Raw genomic sequence first — 16,161 nt, 5'->3', positions numbered from 1 at the left:
ACAACCTCATTAGCGGATTGAGAAACCGTTAGTCAGCACACAGCGACGGGAGCGGGCAAACGTGCGCGCCGACGTTGTCCCTTCACCGGTCGGCGTGGCGATGGTGAAGGTGGTAAAACCTTCGCCGCCGACGCCAATTCCCGCATAGGAGGGGCCATTTTTAACGAAAATGGAGGTTTGCAGGGTCCGCGCAGCGAGGTTCAGGCGGGACACATTCTGCGAGTGCATGATGGCGGTATGATGCAGCCCATCTTCCACTTTCAGCGCCAGCGACAGCGCGGCGTCAAAATCGTTAACCTTCACCACCGGCAGCATCGGCATCAACTGCTCACTGGTTACCCAGTTGTCATCCGCGCTGACGACGCCAATCAACAGGCGCGGCGCTTTTGCCGGGACCGGAATACCGGCGGCGTCGAGCATGGCGGAAGGGCTTTTACCGACCAGTTTTTTATTGGCAATGCCTTCAGGCAGGCAGGTCGCGCGCAGCTTCTCGATATCGGCCGGACTGAGCAACAGTGCGCCGAAACTTTGCATTTGCTGGATTAGCTGTTCCGCAACTGACTCCACCACAATCAGGCTTTTCTCTGAGATACAGGGTAGGTTGTAGTCAAATGCCGCGCCGTTGATGATATCTTCTGCGGCCTTCACCAGGTCCGCTGTCTCATCGACGATGCAGGGGGGATTGCCCGCGCCTGCGCCAATTACTTTCTTCCCACTCTTCATGCCCATTGCCACAATGCCTGGACCGCCGGTAATGGCCAGTACGGCAATTTTCGGATGCGCCATCATTTGTTGGGTAGCTTCAAATGTCGGTTCGGCGACGGTCACCACCAGATTGCGAATGCCACAGCTGCGAAACGCGATATCCTCAATCATGGCGATAAGCTTCAGCGACACCGTTTTGGCACCCGGATGCGGGCTGAAATAGACGCTGTTGCCTGCCGCCAGCATGCTAATGCTGTTGTTGATAATGGTTTCTGTCGGGTTGGTGCTGGGAGCGACTGAACCAATCACGCCAAACGGTGAATATTCAAACAGTACCATGCCGCCGTCGCCGGTGAGCGCGGTAGTGGTCAGGTCTTCGATGCCAGGGGTGTTGTCCAGCGCCGCTTTGTTTTTGAGGAATTTGTCCTCTTTGTTACCCATTCCGGTTTCCGCTGCGCTTTCTGCTGCCAGGGCTGCCAACTGTGGTGCCAGCTCTTCCCGGATAGCGCTGATAATGGCGCTGCGCGTTTTCAGCGGTGACTGCTGATAACGCAAGAACGCCTGGTGGGCGGCATCGACTGCTTCACCAACAGACTGAAAGATTCCGTTCCCTTTGATTTCAGTTTTTGCGGGAGCCAGTTGCTCGCTCAAAATGGTGCGGATGAGGGTTTCCAGTTCAGTAGTATTCATTGATGTGTTCTCACGTTTATTGCCGCAATGGCAGTCTGTGCAATGTCCATGTCCTGTTCAACGCTTCCCCCGCTGATACCAAGACCCCCAATAAGCAATCCATCACGCCATAGCGCGTAGCCGCCGCCAAACGTGACGACTTTTCCCTGCATATGACTTTCCAGCCCGTACAGCGGTGCGCCGGGCTGAACCACCGACGCGAGTTCATGAGTCGCGGTTTTCATCGCCACGGCGGTCCAGGCTTTTTTCGGTGCCAGTTCGCTGCTGACCAGCAGAGCGTCCGGCATCCGCCAGGTAACGGCTTCTGTGCCGTGGGCGTCAACAATACTGACGACCACCGGGACGTTTAAGGCTTGCGCCCGCTCGACGGCGGCGCGGGTTAACTGATGGAGATCGCCAAAAGAGAGCGACATCGCAGATTCCTTTTTGACAGGGGCGTGACCGGTTGCCAGATAGCGTTTCGTCACTTCCCGGATAATCGTGTCCTGATGGGCGTCGTGATCTTCCGCTCGCGCCAGCGCATACAAGCAGTCTGACAGGCGATTGATATAGCGCATTAGTACATGCCTGACGCTGACATCGGCAGCGAGTTCAACCAGCCGGCGTTCAGCCCGGCGCGCCAGCGTGCGGGCAAAATGCAGGCGGCTTGCGGCTTCACAGCGGCCTGGCAGAATAAAACTGTGCAAGGGCGCGACGCGTCCCATTGCGGTATCGATGGCCGCTTCCAGCGCGGCAATTTCCTCAGAGCTGATGTAGCGCTGGTCCGCTGAGGGCTGTTCGCTTTCGCTGGCAAGTTCAGCGCTGAACCAGAAAATTTGCAGTTGAATGGCTTCCAGCAGCGCGCGATGCTGCGCGTTGCGGGTGGCGCAGACGCACAGGCTCAGCGCGGCGTTAAGCTCATCAAGCGTGCCGTACGCTTCCACTCGGGGGTGCGTTTTACTGACGCGCTGTCCGGTAAAAAGCGCCGTTGTGCCTGCGTCGCCTGTGCGGGTATAAATCGCCATAACTCCCCCTTAACGAGAAAGCGTGTCGACAATGCCGACAACGGCCAGATCGATGGCCTCATTCGGCCCGGAAAAAACATGCCTGGCGCTGGAACCGCTGCTCAGGAGCACCAGTTCGCCAACGCCTGCGCCGACGGAGTCAACGGCGACTTCATCGCCTGCCGTCGGATTCGCCGGCAGTTCGCCGTCGGCACTGACCCGGCGTACCAGCAGAAGTTTTTTACCGACCAACGAGGGCGATTTTTGCGTGGATACCACCGCGCCTGTAACACGTGCCAGATGCATGGTTCACTCCTGCTTAATTAAATAGATGTGGCGTGAACTCGCGGTCTCGCGAGCCAGCGCGGTAACAACACATGTGCGATGCAGCACCAGTAACCCTGCGGGTAAGCGGGCAACATCGGCGTAACTTAACAGTCGGGTGGGGTGCAGTGTGATTGACTGCCCCTGTTCATCGCAGAAAACCAGCGGCAGTCGGGCCAGCTTCTTCACCGGCAATGCGGGCAACAACCGACGTTGCACTGAGAGTTGCACCCGGAGACCCAATGCCAGCGCCTCATGAATCATGACGGCGGCAGCATGCGACGAATCGTTGTCGGCGATCTGCTCCAGCAGGGGCAGATCGACCTGCAAAATATGCAGGGAGGCGTACTGACAAAACAGGGTGTGGGACTGTGTTTCCCGCAGTTGCGCGACGCTCAGCGTGACGGAGCTTTGTGCTCGACGCTGCAGGCGGGAGACCACCTCCTCGACGATTCGCTGCAACAGTTCGCCGTTCATCGCGGCGTCACCAGCGTGACGAAAGCATTGGCGTCATCTGCCCCAGCGGCATTGGCCTCGTCGGTATCAATATGCATCTCCAGGCGCATATCGGGGGAAACACGTACCGCAACGTTGTCGAAGATCAGCCGACGATCGGTTCCCTCAATGGCGACACTGACGCTATCGCCATGAGCAACGCGCAGGATCAGCGCATCCAGCGGTGACATGTGAATGTGGCGCTGGGCGACGATCACGCCAGAGGGGAGTTCGACTTCGCCAAAGGGGCTCACGAGACGAATACCCGGCGTACCATTAAGATTACCGGACATCCGTAACGGTACGGCGATGCCCAACGTTCTGGCATCCGTGCGGGAAATCTCCACCTGGCTGGTGCTACGTAGTGGCCCCAGCAGGCGGACATTTTTCAGTTGACCTTTTGGACCCACTAACGTGACGGTCTGCTCAGCCGCGTACTGTCCCGGTTGCAGGAGTCCTTTTTTCTCACTAATCGGATGTCCCGGAAAAAGACGGGCATAATCCTCAGCGTTAAGGTGGATATGACGGTTGGAAACGCCCAGTGGAATAGGGCGATCCCGCAATTCATTCAGCACTTTGCTGACCGTCGTTTCCAGAAGTTGCTTATCCATTACGCTTAACCTCGTTTACCTGAATGCAGGCAGAGCGACCGGGGTTCGCCTTTCTGGCGCTTACAGGCCGGGTCCAGACACAAATTGCAGCTGATAATCCCGTCTTCAGGCGCCGCTTCCGGTGCTGACTCTTCTACAACGACTTCAGTTTCAGGTTCTTCAATGGGGGCTGGCACGGGCTCAGGTACAGACACCGCTGCGGGTGCTGATACAGGCGCCGGGGTGGCAGCCATCGCGCGGGAGAGAATGCCCTCGCCGGGTCTGGCGATCACTTTATGCGCGACCAGGCCATCTTGCTGTTCGGCGAGATGAGCACCGGTGATGATGGCAGATTGTACTGACGCCACATCACCGGTTATCTTGATCACCGTCCAGCCTGAACCGTTGGTTTTTTCAAGGCCAACCAGCGTGATGGAAGCCGCTTTCGCCATGGCATCTGCGCAACAGATGGCTAATGCCAGACCACTAACTTCGAGTAATCCCAGTGATTGCTTCACGCTGTGCTCCTTTTCGATAGTACTCAGGCAGATTTCGGTAAAATAGCCTCAACGTCGCTGTGCGGACGCGGGATAACGTGGCTGGATTTCACCTCGCCCACGACGCTTGCTGCCGCGCAGCCTGCATCAACGGCGGCTTTAACGGCGCCGACGTCACCGCGAACCATGACGGTCACCAGACCGGAGCCGATTTTTTCGTAACCGACCAGTTGCACGTTGGCAGATTTCACCATGGCATCTGCGGCTTCAATCGCGCCGACCAACCCTTTTGTTTCAACCAGTCCCAGTGCGTTATTCATACTGCGATTCTCCTGTGGATTAAGCATTGAGATCCCGGAAGGGGATCCCTTTGACTAACCTTGCCGCGTTGTTTCCAGTACTTCGCCGGTCAAGGCTGTTTTGGCGATACGTCAGCGTAAAAAGCGGCGCTGAAGTGGGTAAATTTTTGTAGTGCACGACCAGGGTTTCTTCGTTGCAGGCGATGCCAACCAGCAGCGGCGACATGCGGGCTGCCTGCCATGCGCTCTGAACGACTTCTCCCGCCGCCTGGTGTTGAATCACAAACGGGATGCCTTCTTCTTCAATGCCGAGCAGCACCTCTTTCCAGACGGAAAGACAGTCGCCGATAGTCGAAATCACAATGGCAGGCGTAGTGACACTACTGTCCATGGGCAAACTCCTTATGCCAGGAAAGGATGAGGCCGGTAGCCACTGCGTTTCGCGGTCCTTCAGTGCCGCGAATATTTCCGCGTCCGGCAACCAGTCGATAATGCGCCAGGGCGTCCGTCACCAGTTGCGGCACTTCAAAGTCCAGCGAGGAGCCGCCCACCAGAACGACGAACGGAATGTCGCGGATATTGCCCGTCGGGCTAACCTGTCGTAGCGCGCGCAGGGCATTGGTGACAAATACGCGCTCTTTGGCGCTGCGACGAATGGCGCGAACTTTTTCCAGTGCGAGATCGCCGGGCAGAGGCACCAGTTCATCCGGCTTGACCACGCAGACGCGGGCAAATACCGCAGGGGGAAGCGGCGTCGGGAAAAACTGAACGCTGCCGTCTTCGTGACGCAGATGGAACAGGCTTTCGACCTTGGCTAACGGATACTTTTTGATCTCTTCTGCCAGGTAGCGGTCATCAAGCCCCAGTTCCCGGGCGATGATCATGGTCACCATGTCGCCAGCCCCGGCGAGGTGTGTGGCGATAATTTCGCCTTTGGGATTAATGATGGAGGCGTCGGTCGAGCCAGCGCCTAAATCCAGAATCGCCAGCGGACGCGTGGTACCGGGCGTGGTGAGCGCGCCCAGAATCGCCGCTTCAGCTTCTGCGCCGCCAACCTGAACGTCCACGTTCAGCTTTTCTTTGATTTCGCTGGCGATCATCGCCATCTGCAGACGGTCTGATTTCACCATCGATGCGATACCGACGGCCTGTTCCAGAGAAAACTCACCGGCCAGTCCGCCGGTGACGCTGACGGGGACGGAGGTGTCGACGGCCAGCAAATCCTGGATAAAAATTTCGTTGCTTGGCTTGTTGGTCAGTTCCGCCATCGTCTGGCGAACGTGTTCCAGCATGCCGCCAATATTGGTGCCCGCTTCACCGGTAACGTTGTCCAGTTTCGGGCATTCGCCGACCGCTTTCATAATGGCGTCGGCACCCGCGGCGACATCAACGCGTAGCGTACGTCCCTGTGACTGCAGTTCAATGTTTCCAGCAGGAATGGCGCGCGCTTTAACATCACCTGAAGGGGTTTTCACCACCACAGCGGAGCGGTTGCCAATCAGCGCTCGCGCCATCGGAACAATGTTTTTGGTCTCGTTCGCGTTGAGATTAAACACCGTCGCGATGCCATAAGGGTTTGACAGCGTTTCGATAACCTTGCCGGGTACGGCGACCTCAATGGCGGCCAACATTCCGAGCGGTATACGGTCGATGTACAGCACTTCATCAACGATAGGCAGCGGTTTTTCCAGTCTGTTACTGACCAGAACGCCATCGTCCTGTTGCAAAATGACGCCCGTTAACTGATAACCAGCACGGACAGAGGCGTTAATCATGGTGGCGACATCAGCGAAATCGAAAGCGGATGACACCACCAGAATTAACGGGGTATCCGCCGGGCGGGTGAGTAACTCTTCCGGCGTGATAGTGATCCCCACACCCAGACCGACACCGCCCGGTGTTTTCGGGTTATGACCGATCATGGTGGATTCGGTGATGATAGTTTCCGTGATGGTTTCCATCGCGACATCACCAATCACCGGGGTGGCTTCGTTGATACGGATAAGCGAGATATCGCTGACATTGATGCCTGCATTGTTAGCCGCAAGCGTAAGCGCCTCCTGAATCCCAAACACATTACGCAATGTGCCTTTTATCCCGGTGGTTTCCGCCAGCGCGCTACCGGTAATGGTGAGCGCGCCAGTGCCATCCACTGTCGCCAGTGCGACTTCTGTGGATGAGTTGCCGATATCAATGCCAGCTATATATCTCATGACCTTTCCTTAGTCGTCGCCTTTCAGTTTCTTACGCTCGACGTACAACACCGCAGCTTCACGAACAAACGCGGCGCAGATTTTGGCCTGATAGCGATTTTCAAGATCGTCCGCGATCGCGAGCAGTTCTTCTTTCGTTGAACGGTAAGGACGCAGAGCGTTATAGATCTCAAGAATGCGATCGTCCGGTACTGCCGTCAGTTCTGCGGCACGCTCAAAGTTCATCGCCAGGCGGTCACGTCCAGCATCTTTGGCGATAGCCGCCTGAATACGCAGCGTTTCCGGTGTGATACGCATATCCTGCGCGGTCACTTTGTTGCTCAGAACGTTTTCGAGAGTGAACTCATCCAGCGTTTTGTTGGTGGCCGTTTTGACCCACTCAGGATGCTTACTGGCGAGTGGATAGTCGGTCACTTTTGCGGTCTGGGTCGTACTGCTCGAACCGGCTGCCGGGGCAGATGTGTCGCCCTGCAGGCTGTTCATGCGGCTCAACACATCCCGTACCATCGATTCAATTGCATCGGTATTCATAAAGGGATCCTTATTAAAGCGCCACGCGCAGTTCCTGCGGGTTTTTGCCCGTCACGACGTACTTCGTCTCTTTAATGTGCAAAATGGCGGATTTAGCCTGATATTTCGGGCGTGCCATCTGATCGTTCAGCGTCGGAACCGGCTGCGGTGATTCACGCTTGGCATAACGCGCGGCGTTTTTACCAATCTGGCGATAGGTTTCCAGCGTCAGCAGCGGTGCCTGCGGGAACAGCTCCAGGTTGGACAGCGGCGGCAGTCCCTGTTGGTGGATGACCGTCGTGCCTTTTGACTGGATGCCGATAGAGATGCCAGAGCCGCTCAGACGGTTACCCTCCACGGCAACAAAGGCCACGTCGGACGATTTAAAGCAGCGAATCACACGCGCTTTGATGCCTTCTTCTTCAATACCGGCAATCACTTCACGCAGAATGTTCTTGTGCGGCAGACCGACGATATTAACGGTCTGAGAAAGGCCAAACGCCGGGCCGACAGCGATGATGACTTCATCCTGTTGCGTGCCCTGTTTTGCCTCGCCAATTTCCGTCAGAAAACTGTCACCGGCCGGTGCAGCAGGTGCGGTTGACGTTCCCGGCGCGCGAAACGAGACGGGCTTATCGCTGGTCTGCATTTCGGACAGAACGTCTTCAATAATCTGGCGCAGCAATTTTTCATTAATTTCCATTGTTCACCCCTTAGCCAAGCTCGTTGGGATCAAGTGCGCCAGGGATGTTCTTAATTTCTTCCCAGCGTTCGCCTTGCAGGCGATAACCTGTTGCCGGACCGGCATAATCGTTGACGTCATTGACTGCAGAGAGCACTTGTCCGTCGCCGACGATAATGGCGGAGGTATGCAGATAGTCCCCGGTTAACTTGGCTTTCTGGATGTTGAGCATGTCCTGCGCGACATCGGTAAAGCCACCCTGAGCCAGCGCTTTCACCACTTCCAGACCGTTGCGGTTTTTGTTGATGATTTCCTGCGCAAACTTGATGTCCTCAACGATGTTACGTTCAGGCATATCTTTTGAACCGTGTGCGTAGGTGGCGGCTTCGACTTCTTCATCCGTAATCGGCGGCAGACCCATGCCGGCGAAAACCGCCTGCAGAGCACGTGCTGCTTTGTTACGAATGGCGATAACGTCCTCTTCACGCACCGGACGCAGACCACCGTCCACTTTCAGGTCACGCTGGATAACGTTGTAGTCATCGAAGTCTTCCGCATCTTCGTTGGAGCCCGCGAACATGTTGTCGTAGTTCGGCACGGCGGAATAACCGGAAGAGATAAAGTCGGTACCCGGCAGGAACTGCATCAGCAGACGCGCGGTACGACGCATATCGGAGTGGGTAAAGGTCTGGTCGTTACTGGAGGCGCATTCCAGATCCAGTGATGAACAGATCAGGTTTTCTGCAAGTACCGCGCGGATCCCTGATGGAACGGCGGACGGAACGCCGATGCAGCTCACGGAGCCGTTTTGCAGACCTTGAACACCCGCCGCTTTGGTGATGTATATGCAGCGCGCTTCCAGATACAGCATGGATTTACCTTCGGCATAGCCCATCTGCACTTCGGAACCTGAACCGGAGGTGAAACGCATTTTCAAACCACGGGAGGCGTAAGAAGAGGCGAGGAAACCTTTTGACCACGGCGTATCATCGCCATCGGTAAAGACTGGTTCGGTACCGTAGACAGAAATGGTTTCGGCGTAGCAGGTATGGCCCAGCATGCCGAGTTTCAGTTCAGTGGCTTCTTCCAGCGAACATTGCGTCAACACGCCCGGACGACCGACCTGAGAACCGACGAGCAGAGCAATGGCGTTGAACGGGGCATAACGCGCCACGGCCACGGTCGTCTCTTGCTCATCAAAACCGCGCCATGCACCTTCTGCTGCGTCGGCAGCAATCTGCACCGGATTATCTTTGACGTTGGTGACGTGTGCCTGCTGGGATGGAGTACGACGTGCGCGCATTTTTTGCATCGCCATCATCATCTCAACCACGTTCATGTGCGAAACCACTTCGACAATTTTCGCCGGGGTCATCGCCGTAGTCAGCGGCACAATGTCGCGACGTTTCACGTTAGGATCGCACAGCATGTTGGCGAGCTTAACGGAGTCCATTGCCATGACTTCTTCTGCGCGCGTCAGGTTGATGCCGTAGCGGGCAATGAAGTGGTCAATCAGGTCGAACTGGCTGACCGATTTGCCATCGAGTTCGGTGACTGCGCCGTTAACGATTTTAATCGACGGCTTAGGATCGTTCGGGCTTTCCATCGCAATGAAGCCTTCTTCGATCCACTCCTTAACGAATCCGTCCTGATTTACAGGGCGTTTCGCCAGTGCTTCAAATCTTTTCGATCTCATGAATGAGCCTCACGGATATCAGATGTAGGACGGGCGATCGTTTTTCGGTTCTGAACCGAGGGTCGCAAGGACGGTTTTACCGATTTCTCGCGCCGAGATAACCGCCTGACGCACTGCGCCGGAATCGCCGGAGATAACCAGGATCGCTTCGTTACTGAAGCTGGTGCCATGCGCCGGAGAGCTGTAAGCCACGACTTCAACATTCGCTGCTTTCAGCGCGGTATCCGCCATCAGCACGCCGACGGAGGCCGGAGCACCGACAATCACGCCGCAGGCACGGCCAACCGGCGCGCCGAAGGCTTTTTCCAGTGCGTAACTGGCACGCGCGGTGTACTGCAGTTCGATGTGTCCGGCCTCATTGCCATAAACATCACCGAAGGTCCGGTCGAGTTCTTTCAGCGCCACTTCAATCCCGCGCTTAACGTCGGAAACGTCGTTGCCGCCGATAATGATTAACGAACCGTGGCCTGCACCGCCTTTGGTATCGCGTGGGAGTTCAATGCTCACCACTTCGGTATTGGTGGCTTTGACCGCTTCGTCTGCCGCCATGATGTGTGGACCCGCGCCGGTACGCGCGCCCAGGATGCCAATGGAGCGATAGCGCTTCTCAAGCTTCATTGCTTCCAACAGGGCACTGTCTACGTTTGCAATCACCAGACCTACGGTGTCGCCAATCGCAGTGCCAACAAATTCCGTTAAACTGCAGCTCTTCTCTGCCATAGCCGTCTCTCGTTTTGGATGGGTTTTATCAGGGATGCCCGCTTGATCAGGCGTTGCCACACGGGCAATGACCTGCGCCATGATCTGTTCAACCAGTTCATTGCTGCTCATGGGTTAATTCCCTTCGGTAAGATTTTTTCAACATCGGTATGAGGGCGTGGAATGACGTGTACGGCTTTCACTTCTCCCACGTTGCGCGCAGCGGCAGCACCCGCATCGGTCGCCGCTTTTACGGCACCGACATCACCGCGAACGATGACGGTTACCAGCCCTGAGCCAATTTTTTCGTAGCCGACCAACATGACATTGGCTGACTTCACCATTGCATCTGCGGCCTCTATGGCTGCAGTTAAGCCTTTGGTTTCTACCATTCCTAATGCTTCTTGTTGCATAAAGACCTCGCCTGGGTTTGTCCCGATAATCATGACTATAAAAAGAAGCGAGGAAAAAGAATGGCTGACTTGAAAGTAAGGGAGAAAAATTAGTGGGGTATGAATGTGATAAACTTGCTTTATTGTATTTTATCTTGTTGTTTTTTAAGGTTTTGTTAATTTTTATGGATGTGATATTTTGGTTTTTGCTATTCCATATTTACATTTTTAGGGGTGACAGTATTAATTTAATTTGCTATGCGGGAAAGCCGATTTGTGACGTTGATTGGAAAAGACGAATCTGCAAATAACCAATTTTTATTATTATGAATCGTTCTGGTTAATTACATTCAGGCACTCTACACGCTGCCTCTGAATAAATGAATGACAAGAAATTGCTATAACAACACGATTTTTCCAGGTCTCAGAGTGCTCAGTTTGCCAACAATTTTCAGCGACCTCTTTCTATAGTAGGTGTTGTTGTACTCTACGACCAGCAAGGGTCCGCTGGTAAGGACACGAACGCTTCTAAGAAGGTGTCACAATGAATGATTCACTGAAAGCGCAATGCATTGCCGAGTTTTTGGGTACCGGATTGTTTTTGTTTTTTGGTATCGGCTGCCTTAGCGCACTGAAAGTTGCAGGTGCCAGTCTGGGTCTCTGGGAAATTTGTATTATTTGGGGTCTGGGAATTTCGCTTGCGGTTTATCTGACAGCGGGAATTTCCGGGGCGCATCTGAACCCGGCGATCACCGTCGCACTCTGGCTGTTTGCCTGCTTCCCGGGACGCAAAGTTCTGCCTTACACCATTGCGCAGGTTGCGGGTGCGTTTGGCGGCGCGGTGCTGGCCTATCTGCTTTACGGCAATTTATTCACCGAGTACGAAACTGCCCACAATATGGTTCGCGGCAGCGCCGATAGCCTCTATCTGGCCAGCATTTTCAGTACATATCCGGCCGCCGCGCTTAGCGTGTGGCAGGCGGCAGGGGTCGAAATCGTCATCACCTCTATTCTGATGGGGCTGATTATGGCGCTGACGGATGATGGCAACGGCGTGCCTAAGGGACCACTGGCGCCGCTGCTGATCGGCATTCTGGTGGCGGTGATTGGCGCATCCACAGGCCCGTTGACAGGGTTTGCCATGAACCCGGCGCGTGATTTTGGTCCTAAACTGTTCGCCTGGATGGCGGGCTGGGGGGATATTGCGATGACTGGCGGACGTGATATTCCGTACTTTATTGTGCCGATTATCGCGCCACTGATTGGTGCGTGCGCGGGAGCGGCTATCTACAAGTACCTCATTGGTAAAAATTTGCCCTGTAATACCTGTAAAATTGAAGAGACAGACGCGTAATTCGGACACATACGGCTATTATCACGTCTTTAATTTCTATTTCGTGATCTGCTTTCACGAACTGACTAAAAAGTCTCCCCACCCGGGGAGACTTTTGTTATTGTCCCTTATACTTTCTGTCATTTACATACACGGATAGGGGATGATAAAAAGTGAATGTAAAATTTATGTTTTCATTATAACAATGGATTAACTGAGGGATTTTATCATGATTTCTGCGAGTACCCTGAACTCAGAACTCATTAATAAAATCGCACAGGATTTTGCGCAAGCGACCAGCCTGGCTGTTGTGGTTGTCAATATTCACGGTGATGAGATTTCTGAGCTGTTTAATTTCACGCCTTTTTGTCAACTGATGCGTCAGCATCCACAACACAGTACCCGGTGTCGTATGAGCGATCGCTGTGGAGGACTGGAAGCGTCAAAATCGGATCAACCCTGTATCTATCGCTGTCATGCCGGGCTAACCGATTTTTCTATTCCTCTCGTGATCTCAGGCCATCTTGTCGGGTTCGTCTTGTGCGGCCAGGTGCGTTTACGTAACGATGACGGTATCGATCTGCTTAACATCATGAAGGTTGACGATCGCTGGCAGGCCGATCCAGAACTGCTCAATGAGTTCAGTAATGTCCCGGAAATGGACTATTCACGCGTGATGGCCTCGGCGGATCTGCTCAAACTCATTGTTGAAAACTGCCTCAAAAAGCAGCTCAATTTCGTGGTGATCAAAGACAGTGCGCAGCCTACGGAACCTGCACGTCCGGCCCGCGCCGCCAGCCCTCATGACAGTAAGATGAAAAAAGCGTTGCGTTATATTGATGCGCATCTGTCTGACGATCTTCGTCTTGAAGATGTGGCATCGCACGTCTATCTGAGCCCGTACTATTTCAGCAAACTGTTCAAAAAATATCAGGGCATTGGTTTTAATGCGTGGGTCAATCAACAGCGCATGGCCAGTGCCAGAGAGCTGCTTTGCCACAGTGACTGGAGCATTGCCAGTATTGCCCGCAATTTAGGTTTTTCGCAAACCAGCTATTTTTGCAAAGTGTTCCGTCAGACTTATCAGGTTACGCCGCAGGCCTATCGACAAAAAATAAATGAAAACTTGCCTGCTGAGTCGGCATAAATAGCAATATTTTGCTATTGCCGATTTTTGATATTCTCGTGTAATCCGGTCATTTATAATGGTTAAGTGTTTTTAGTACAGCAATAAATTGTCATAGCGCAATAAAATATCGCTCTTTACGGAATAATCTTCACCAGTTTTTATTTCTGTGATGAGATACAGTGTCATTGTTAAGAGGTTTCATTATTCTCTTGCATGACATTTCATTCAGAATCGTTTTATTGCGGCATTTTATGTTGATAAAAAATGCGCAACGAATAAGTAACGAAAAAGTATTGTTGTGATGAGGAGAATTCATTCTGCTCATCATTTAAGCCGACAGGTTTGACACAATTGTGTCTGGGAAGGGGGTGAAAATCCCCCGCAGCCCCCGCTGCTGTGATGCTGACAACCCCGTGAAGACCACTGATCGCAAGATTGGGAAGGACGGGCGAGGACGACGCTAAGCCAGAAGACCAGCCTGTCGGATACTACCAACAACTTCGGTGGGAAGTGGGTTGCTCAGATGCGTACAGTCGGAAGACTGGGTGTCAGTACATCCCTACCACCCTGAACAGGATCAGGGTCATGGCGGCAAAGCAGTACGCGTTTGTTCTGGCAGGTACCGGTAGCGGCTGTGGTAAAACCACGGTGACGCTGGGCTTGCTGAACGCATTGAAACAACGTGGTTTACGCGTCCAACCCTGCAAAGTCGGCCCTGACTACCTGGATACCGCCTGGCATACGGCCATCAGCGGCACCGCTTCCCGTAATCTCGACAGCTTCATGCTTCCCGAATCGATTCTTAATGCGCTGTTCAGCGAACAGATGCAGGACATGGATATTGCGGTGATCGAAGGGGTGATGGGGCTGTACGACGGCTACGGCACTGACCCCAACTACTGTAGCACCGCGGCGATGGCAAAACAGTTGGGCTGCCCGGTGATTCTGCTGGTTGATGGGAAAGCCGTTTCTACCTCCATTGCCGCCACGGTGATGGGCTTCCAGCATTTTGACCCGACGCTGAACATTGCCGGCGTTATTGTTAATCGCGTTAATAGCGAGTCCCATTTCCAGTTGCTGAAAACCGCCATCGAACACTACTGCGCCGTGCCGGTGCTGGGTTACGTTCCGCGCGTTGAGGGCGTTGCGTTACCCGAACGGCATCTGGGGCTGGTGACCGCGCGCGAGTCCGTCGTGAATCAACCGTTGTGGCAGGATTTCGCTGCCCGACTGGAAAACACGCTGAATATCGACCAGTTACTGGCGTTAAGCCATCTTGAGGCGTTACCACAGGGTGAGTGGCCTGAGCTTCCTGCGGCGAACGCCGGGGACGGTCTGACGCTGGCGATGGCCGATGATGAAGCCTTTAACTTTTATTACCCCGACAACGTGAAGTTGCTGGCGCGTACCGGTGTCAACATTGTGCGCTTCAGTCCGCTCCACGATCGCGTGTTGCCCGATTGCCAGATGGTCTGGCTGGGCGGTGGTTATCCGGAACTGCATGCGGCCACGCTGGCGGCCAACAGCACCATGCTGGCAAGCCTGCGCGAGGCGCACCAGCGCGGCGTCGCGATCTACGCCGAGTGCGGCGGATTAATGTACCTCGGCAGCCTGCTGGAAGATGCTGACGGGGTAGAGCATCGCATGGCCGATATCATTCCCGGTCGCAGCAAAATGGGTAAACGACTGACCCGCTTCGGCTATTGTGAAGCGCAGGCTCTGCAGCCCACGTTGCTGGCTGCGGAAGGTGACGTGCTGCGCGGTCATGAATTTCATTACTCCGACTTTTCCCCTGAAACGCCCGCCGTGCTGGCATGTCGCAAAGTCCGTGACGGTCAGACGGTGCAAGCGTGGTCTGGCGGCTGGCGAATCGGCAATACCTTTGCCAGCTATCTGCACGTTCACTTTGCTCAGCGTCCATTAATGCTTAATCACTGGCTGAACGCCGCACGGGAGGCGTTATGACGCTACTGGCATGGTGCGTGGCCTGGCTTCTGGATGTCGTGATTGGCGACCCGCCAGACTGGCCGCATCCGGTGCGCTGGATAGGCAATCTGATCAATGTCGTGCAACGGATTATTCGCCGCTTCTGCCACAGCGATCGGGCGTTACGTATCGGCGGCGGGGTAATGTGGCTGGTGGTTGTGGGGCTGACGTGGGCGGTCGCCTGGGGCGTGTTACGGCTGGCGGCGCTGATTCATCCGTGGCTCGGTTGGGTCGTTGAAGTCTGGATGATCTTCACCGTGCTGGCGGGGCGCTGTCTGGCGACGGCGGCGCAGGAGGTTGAGCGCCCGCTACGTGAAGGTAACCTTGCGCAAAGCCGTGAAAAACTCTCGTGGATTGTCGGTCGCGATACGTCGCAACTTCAGCCGGAACAGATCAACCGGGCGGTGGTGGAAACTGTTGCGGAGAATACGGTTGACGGCATCATCGCGCCGCTGTTCTTCCTGTTACTCGGCGGCGCGCCGCTGGCGATGGCCTACAAAGCGGTGAACACCCTGGATTCCATGGTGGGCTATAAGCACGAAAAATACCGGGCGATTGGCATGGTAAGCGCGCGGCTTGACGACGTCGCGAACTATATTCCTGCGCGGCTGAGTTGGCTGTTACTGAGCGCGGCGGCGGTTTTGTGTCGGCGTAATGGCTCCCGGGCGCTCTGCGTGGGGTGGCGAGACCGCTATAACCACAGCAGTCCAAACTGCGCGTGGGCGGAGGCATCCGTTGCCGGTGCGCTGGGCATTCGACTGGGCGGCCCGAATGATTACTTTGGTGAGCGTGTTGAAAAACCGTGGATCGGCGACGCGCAGCGCACCATTTCCGTAGATGACATTTCCCAAACGATTCGACTGATGTGGGTCGCCTCAACGCTGGCTCTGGTGCTGTTCCTCGTAACGCGCTGGCTGGTGGTTGGGGTGGCCTGAGGA

The 16,161-nt window shown here is 54.9% G+C and carries 18 protein-coding genes and 1 riboswitch; of the genes, 4 read left to right on the top strand and 14 right to left on the bottom strand.

Features of this window, described 5'->3' with window-relative positions; genetic code table 11:
* Window positions 1-9: 9 nt before the first annotated feature.
* Genes pduP through pduA form a run of 14 tightly spaced genes read right to left on the bottom strand, consistent with a single transcriptional unit; the run spans window position 10 to window position 10,796 of the window.
* The gene (pduP, locus tag ACERJC_RS09595) at window positions 10-1,395 is read right to left on the bottom strand and encodes a CoA-acylating propionaldehyde dehydrogenase PduP (RefSeq protein ID WP_373671526.1); all 1,386 of its coding nucleotides are present in this window, start codon (window positions 1,393-1,395) and stop codon (window positions 10-12) included.
* The gene (gene pduO, locus ACERJC_RS09590) at window positions 1,392-2,399 is read right to left on the bottom strand and encodes a two-domain cob(I)yrinic acid a,c-diamide adenosyltransferase PduO (protein WP_373671525.1); all 1,008 of its coding nucleotides are present in this window, start codon (window positions 2,397-2,399) and stop codon (window positions 1,392-1,394) included. The genes pduP and pduO overlap by 4 nt, the downstream gene beginning before the upstream one ends.
* A gap of 9 nt (window positions 2,400-2,408) precedes the next feature.
* Complete coding sequence (gene pduN, locus ACERJC_RS09585) at window positions 2,409-2,684, bottom strand: propanediol utilization microcompartment protein PduN (protein ID WP_012906340.1); 276 nt, start codon at window positions 2,682-2,684, stop codon at window positions 2,409-2,411.
* A 3-nt stretch (window positions 2,685-2,687) separates the two neighbouring features.
* On the bottom strand, window positions 2,688-3,179 hold the full coding sequence (pduM, locus tag ACERJC_RS09580) for a microcompartment protein PduM (RefSeq protein WP_373671524.1): 492 nt from the start codon (window positions 3,177-3,179) through the stop codon (window positions 2,688-2,690).
* Complete coding sequence (locus tag ACERJC_RS09575) at window positions 3,176-3,808, bottom strand: phosphate propanoyltransferase (RefSeq protein WP_373671523.1); 633 nt, start codon at window positions 3,806-3,808, stop codon at window positions 3,176-3,178. Before ACERJC_RS09575 ends, pduM begins: the two co-directional genes overlap by 4 nt.
* Before the next feature lie 5 nt (window positions 3,809-3,813).
* Window positions 3,814-4,305: a BMC domain-containing protein gene (locus ACERJC_RS09570; protein ID WP_286633588.1), complete on the bottom strand. Its 492-nt coding sequence runs from the start codon at window positions 4,303-4,305 to the stop codon at window positions 3,814-3,816.
* Window positions 4,306-4,328: 23 nt separating this feature from the next.
* A complete protein-coding gene (gene pduJ / locus ACERJC_RS09565; protein WP_042318188.1) occupies window positions 4,329-4,604 on the bottom strand; it encodes a propanediol utilization microcompartment protein PduJ in 276 nt (91 codons plus the stop codon).
* Between the two features lie 19 nt (window positions 4,605-4,623).
* Window positions 4,624-4,974 (bottom strand): glycerol dehydratase reactivase beta/small subunit family protein, encoded by a 351-nt coding sequence (locus ACERJC_RS09560; RefSeq protein WP_042318189.1) that lies wholly within the window; start codon window positions 4,972-4,974, stop codon window positions 4,624-4,626.
* Entirely contained in the window at window positions 4,964-6,796 is a 1,833-nt protein-coding gene (locus ACERJC_RS09555; RefSeq protein ID WP_286633587.1) for a diol dehydratase reactivase subunit alpha, read from the bottom strand. Before ACERJC_RS09555 ends, ACERJC_RS09560 begins: the two co-directional genes overlap by 11 nt.
* Window positions 6,797-6,805: 9 nt before the next feature.
* Window positions 6,806-7,327 carry a propanediol dehydratase small subunit PduE gene (gene pduE / locus ACERJC_RS09550; protein WP_152403807.1) on the bottom strand — a complete coding sequence of 174 codons (522 nt, stop codon included), beginning with the start codon at window positions 7,325-7,327 and terminating at the stop codon, window positions 6,806-6,808.
* Window positions 7,328-7,340: 13 nt separating this feature from the next.
* Window positions 7,341-8,009 carry a propanediol dehydratase medium subunit PduD gene (gene pduD, locus ACERJC_RS09545; RefSeq protein WP_043000237.1) on the bottom strand — a complete coding sequence of 223 codons (669 nt, stop codon included), beginning with the start codon at window positions 8,007-8,009 and terminating at the stop codon, window positions 7,341-7,343.
* 10 nt (window positions 8,010-8,019) lie between these two features.
* Window positions 8,020-9,684, bottom strand: a complete 1,665-nt coding sequence (gene pduC, locus ACERJC_RS09540; protein WP_152403809.1) for a propanediol dehydratase large subunit PduC — start codon at window positions 9,682-9,684, stop codon at window positions 8,020-8,022.
* Between the two features lie 18 nt (window positions 9,685-9,702).
* Window positions 9,703-10,515, bottom strand: coding sequence for a propanediol utilization microcompartment protein PduB (gene pduB / locus ACERJC_RS09535; protein WP_042318194.1), 813 nt, complete (start codon window positions 10,513-10,515; stop codon window positions 9,703-9,705).
* Window positions 10,512-10,796, bottom strand: coding sequence for a propanediol utilization microcompartment protein PduA (gene pduA / locus ACERJC_RS09530; RefSeq protein ID WP_012906330.1), 285 nt, complete (start codon window positions 10,794-10,796; stop codon window positions 10,512-10,514). The genes pduB and pduA overlap by 4 nt, the downstream gene beginning before the upstream one ends.
* 523 nt (window positions 10,797-11,319) lie before the next feature.
* Here pduA and pduF point away from each other — a divergent pair.
* From pduF to cbiB, 4 genes are all read left to right on the top strand, one after another.
* On the top strand, window positions 11,320-12,129 hold the full coding sequence (gene pduF, locus ACERJC_RS09525; protein WP_044326732.1) for a propanediol diffusion facilitator PduF: 810 nt from the start codon (window positions 11,320-11,322) through the stop codon (window positions 12,127-12,129).
* Between the two features lie 208 nt (window positions 12,130-12,337).
* A complete protein-coding gene (gene pocR / locus ACERJC_RS09520) occupies window positions 12,338-13,255 on the top strand; it encodes a transcriptional regulator PocR (protein WP_152403811.1) in 918 nt (305 codons plus the stop codon).
* A gap of 303 nt (window positions 13,256-13,558) precedes the next feature.
* A riboswitch (cobalamin riboswitch) is annotated at window positions 13,559-13,733 on the top strand.
* Between the two features lie 89 nt (window positions 13,734-13,822).
* On the top strand, window positions 13,823-15,202 hold the full coding sequence (locus ACERJC_RS09515; RefSeq protein WP_373671522.1) for a cobyrinic acid a,c-diamide synthase CobB: 1,380 nt from the start codon (window positions 13,823-13,825) through the stop codon (window positions 15,200-15,202).
* Entirely contained in the window at window positions 15,199-16,158 is a 960-nt protein-coding gene (gene cbiB / locus ACERJC_RS09510; protein ID WP_373671521.1) for an adenosylcobinamide-phosphate synthase CbiB, read from the top strand. Before ACERJC_RS09515 ends, cbiB begins: the two co-directional genes overlap by 4 nt.
* Window positions 16,159-16,161: the final 3 nt, after the last annotated feature.

Origin of the sequence: Citrobacter telavivensis, assembly GCF_041807075.1 — a bacterium.
In the GTDB taxonomy this organism is placed as follows: Bacteria; Pseudomonadota; Gammaproteobacteria; order Enterobacterales; family Enterobacteriaceae; genus Citrobacter_A; species Citrobacter_A telavivensis.
The sequence above is the reverse complement of the archived record's forward strand: the minus strand, read 5'-3'. Positions and strand labels throughout refer to the sequence as shown.

Excerpts from the sequence above, each read along its gene's own strand:
- pduC (WP_152403809.1), bottom strand. The coding sequence starts at position 9,684 with ATGAGATCGAAAAGATTTGAAGCACTGGCGAAACGCCCTGTAAATCAG.
- ACERJC_RS09555 (WP_286633587.1), bottom strand. The coding sequence starts at position 6,796 with ATGAGATATATAGCTGGCATTGATATCGGCAACTCATCCACAGAAGTC.
- cbiB (WP_373671521.1), top strand. The coding sequence starts at position 15,199 with ATGACGCTACTGGCATGGTGCGTGGCCTGGCTTCTGGATGTCGTGATT.
- ACERJC_RS09575 (WP_373671523.1), bottom strand. The coding sequence starts at position 3,808 with ATGGATAAGCAACTTCTGGAAACGACGGTCAGCAAAGTGCTGAATGAA.
- pduF (WP_044326732.1), top strand. The coding sequence starts at position 11,320 with ATGAATGATTCACTGAAAGCGCAATGCATTGCCGAGTTTTTGGGTACC.
- pduE (WP_152403807.1), bottom strand. The coding sequence starts at position 7,327 with ATGAATACCGATGCAATTGAATCGATGGTACGGGATGTGTTGAGCCGC.
- pduA (WP_012906330.1), bottom strand. The coding sequence starts at position 10,796 with ATGCAACAAGAAGCATTAGGAATGGTAGAAACCAAAGGCTTAACTGCA.
- ACERJC_RS09515 (WP_373671522.1), top strand. The coding sequence starts at position 13,823 with ATGGCGGCAAAGCAGTACGCGTTTGTTCTGGCAGGTACCGGTAGCGGC.
- pduB (WP_042318194.1), bottom strand. The coding sequence starts at position 10,515 with ATGAGCAGCAATGAACTGGTTGAACAGATCATGGCGCAGGTCATTGCC.
- pduN (WP_012906340.1), bottom strand. The coding sequence starts at position 2,684 with ATGCATCTGGCACGTGTTACAGGCGCGGTGGTATCCACGCAAAAATCG.
- pduO (WP_373671525.1), bottom strand. The coding sequence starts at position 2,399 with ATGGCGATTTATACCCGCACAGGCGACGCAGGCACAACGGCGCTTTTT.
- pduD (WP_043000237.1), bottom strand. The coding sequence starts at position 8,009 with ATGGAAATTAATGAAAAATTGCTGCGCCAGATTATTGAAGACGTTCTG.
- pocR (WP_152403811.1), top strand. The coding sequence starts at position 12,338 with ATGATTTCTGCGAGTACCCTGAACTCAGAACTCATTAATAAAATCGCA.
- ACERJC_RS09560 (WP_042318189.1), bottom strand. The coding sequence starts at position 4,974 with ATGGACAGTAGTGTCACTACGCCTGCCATTGTGATTTCGACTATCGGC.
- pduP (WP_373671526.1), bottom strand. The coding sequence starts at position 1,395 with ATGAATACTACTGAACTGGAAACCCTCATCCGCACCATTTTGAGCGAG.
- pduJ (WP_042318188.1), bottom strand. The coding sequence starts at position 4,604 with ATGAATAACGCACTGGGACTGGTTGAAACAAAAGGGTTGGTCGGCGCG.
- pduM (WP_373671524.1), bottom strand. The coding sequence starts at position 3,179 with ATGAACGGCGAACTGTTGCAGCGAATCGTCGAGGAGGTGGTCTCCCGC.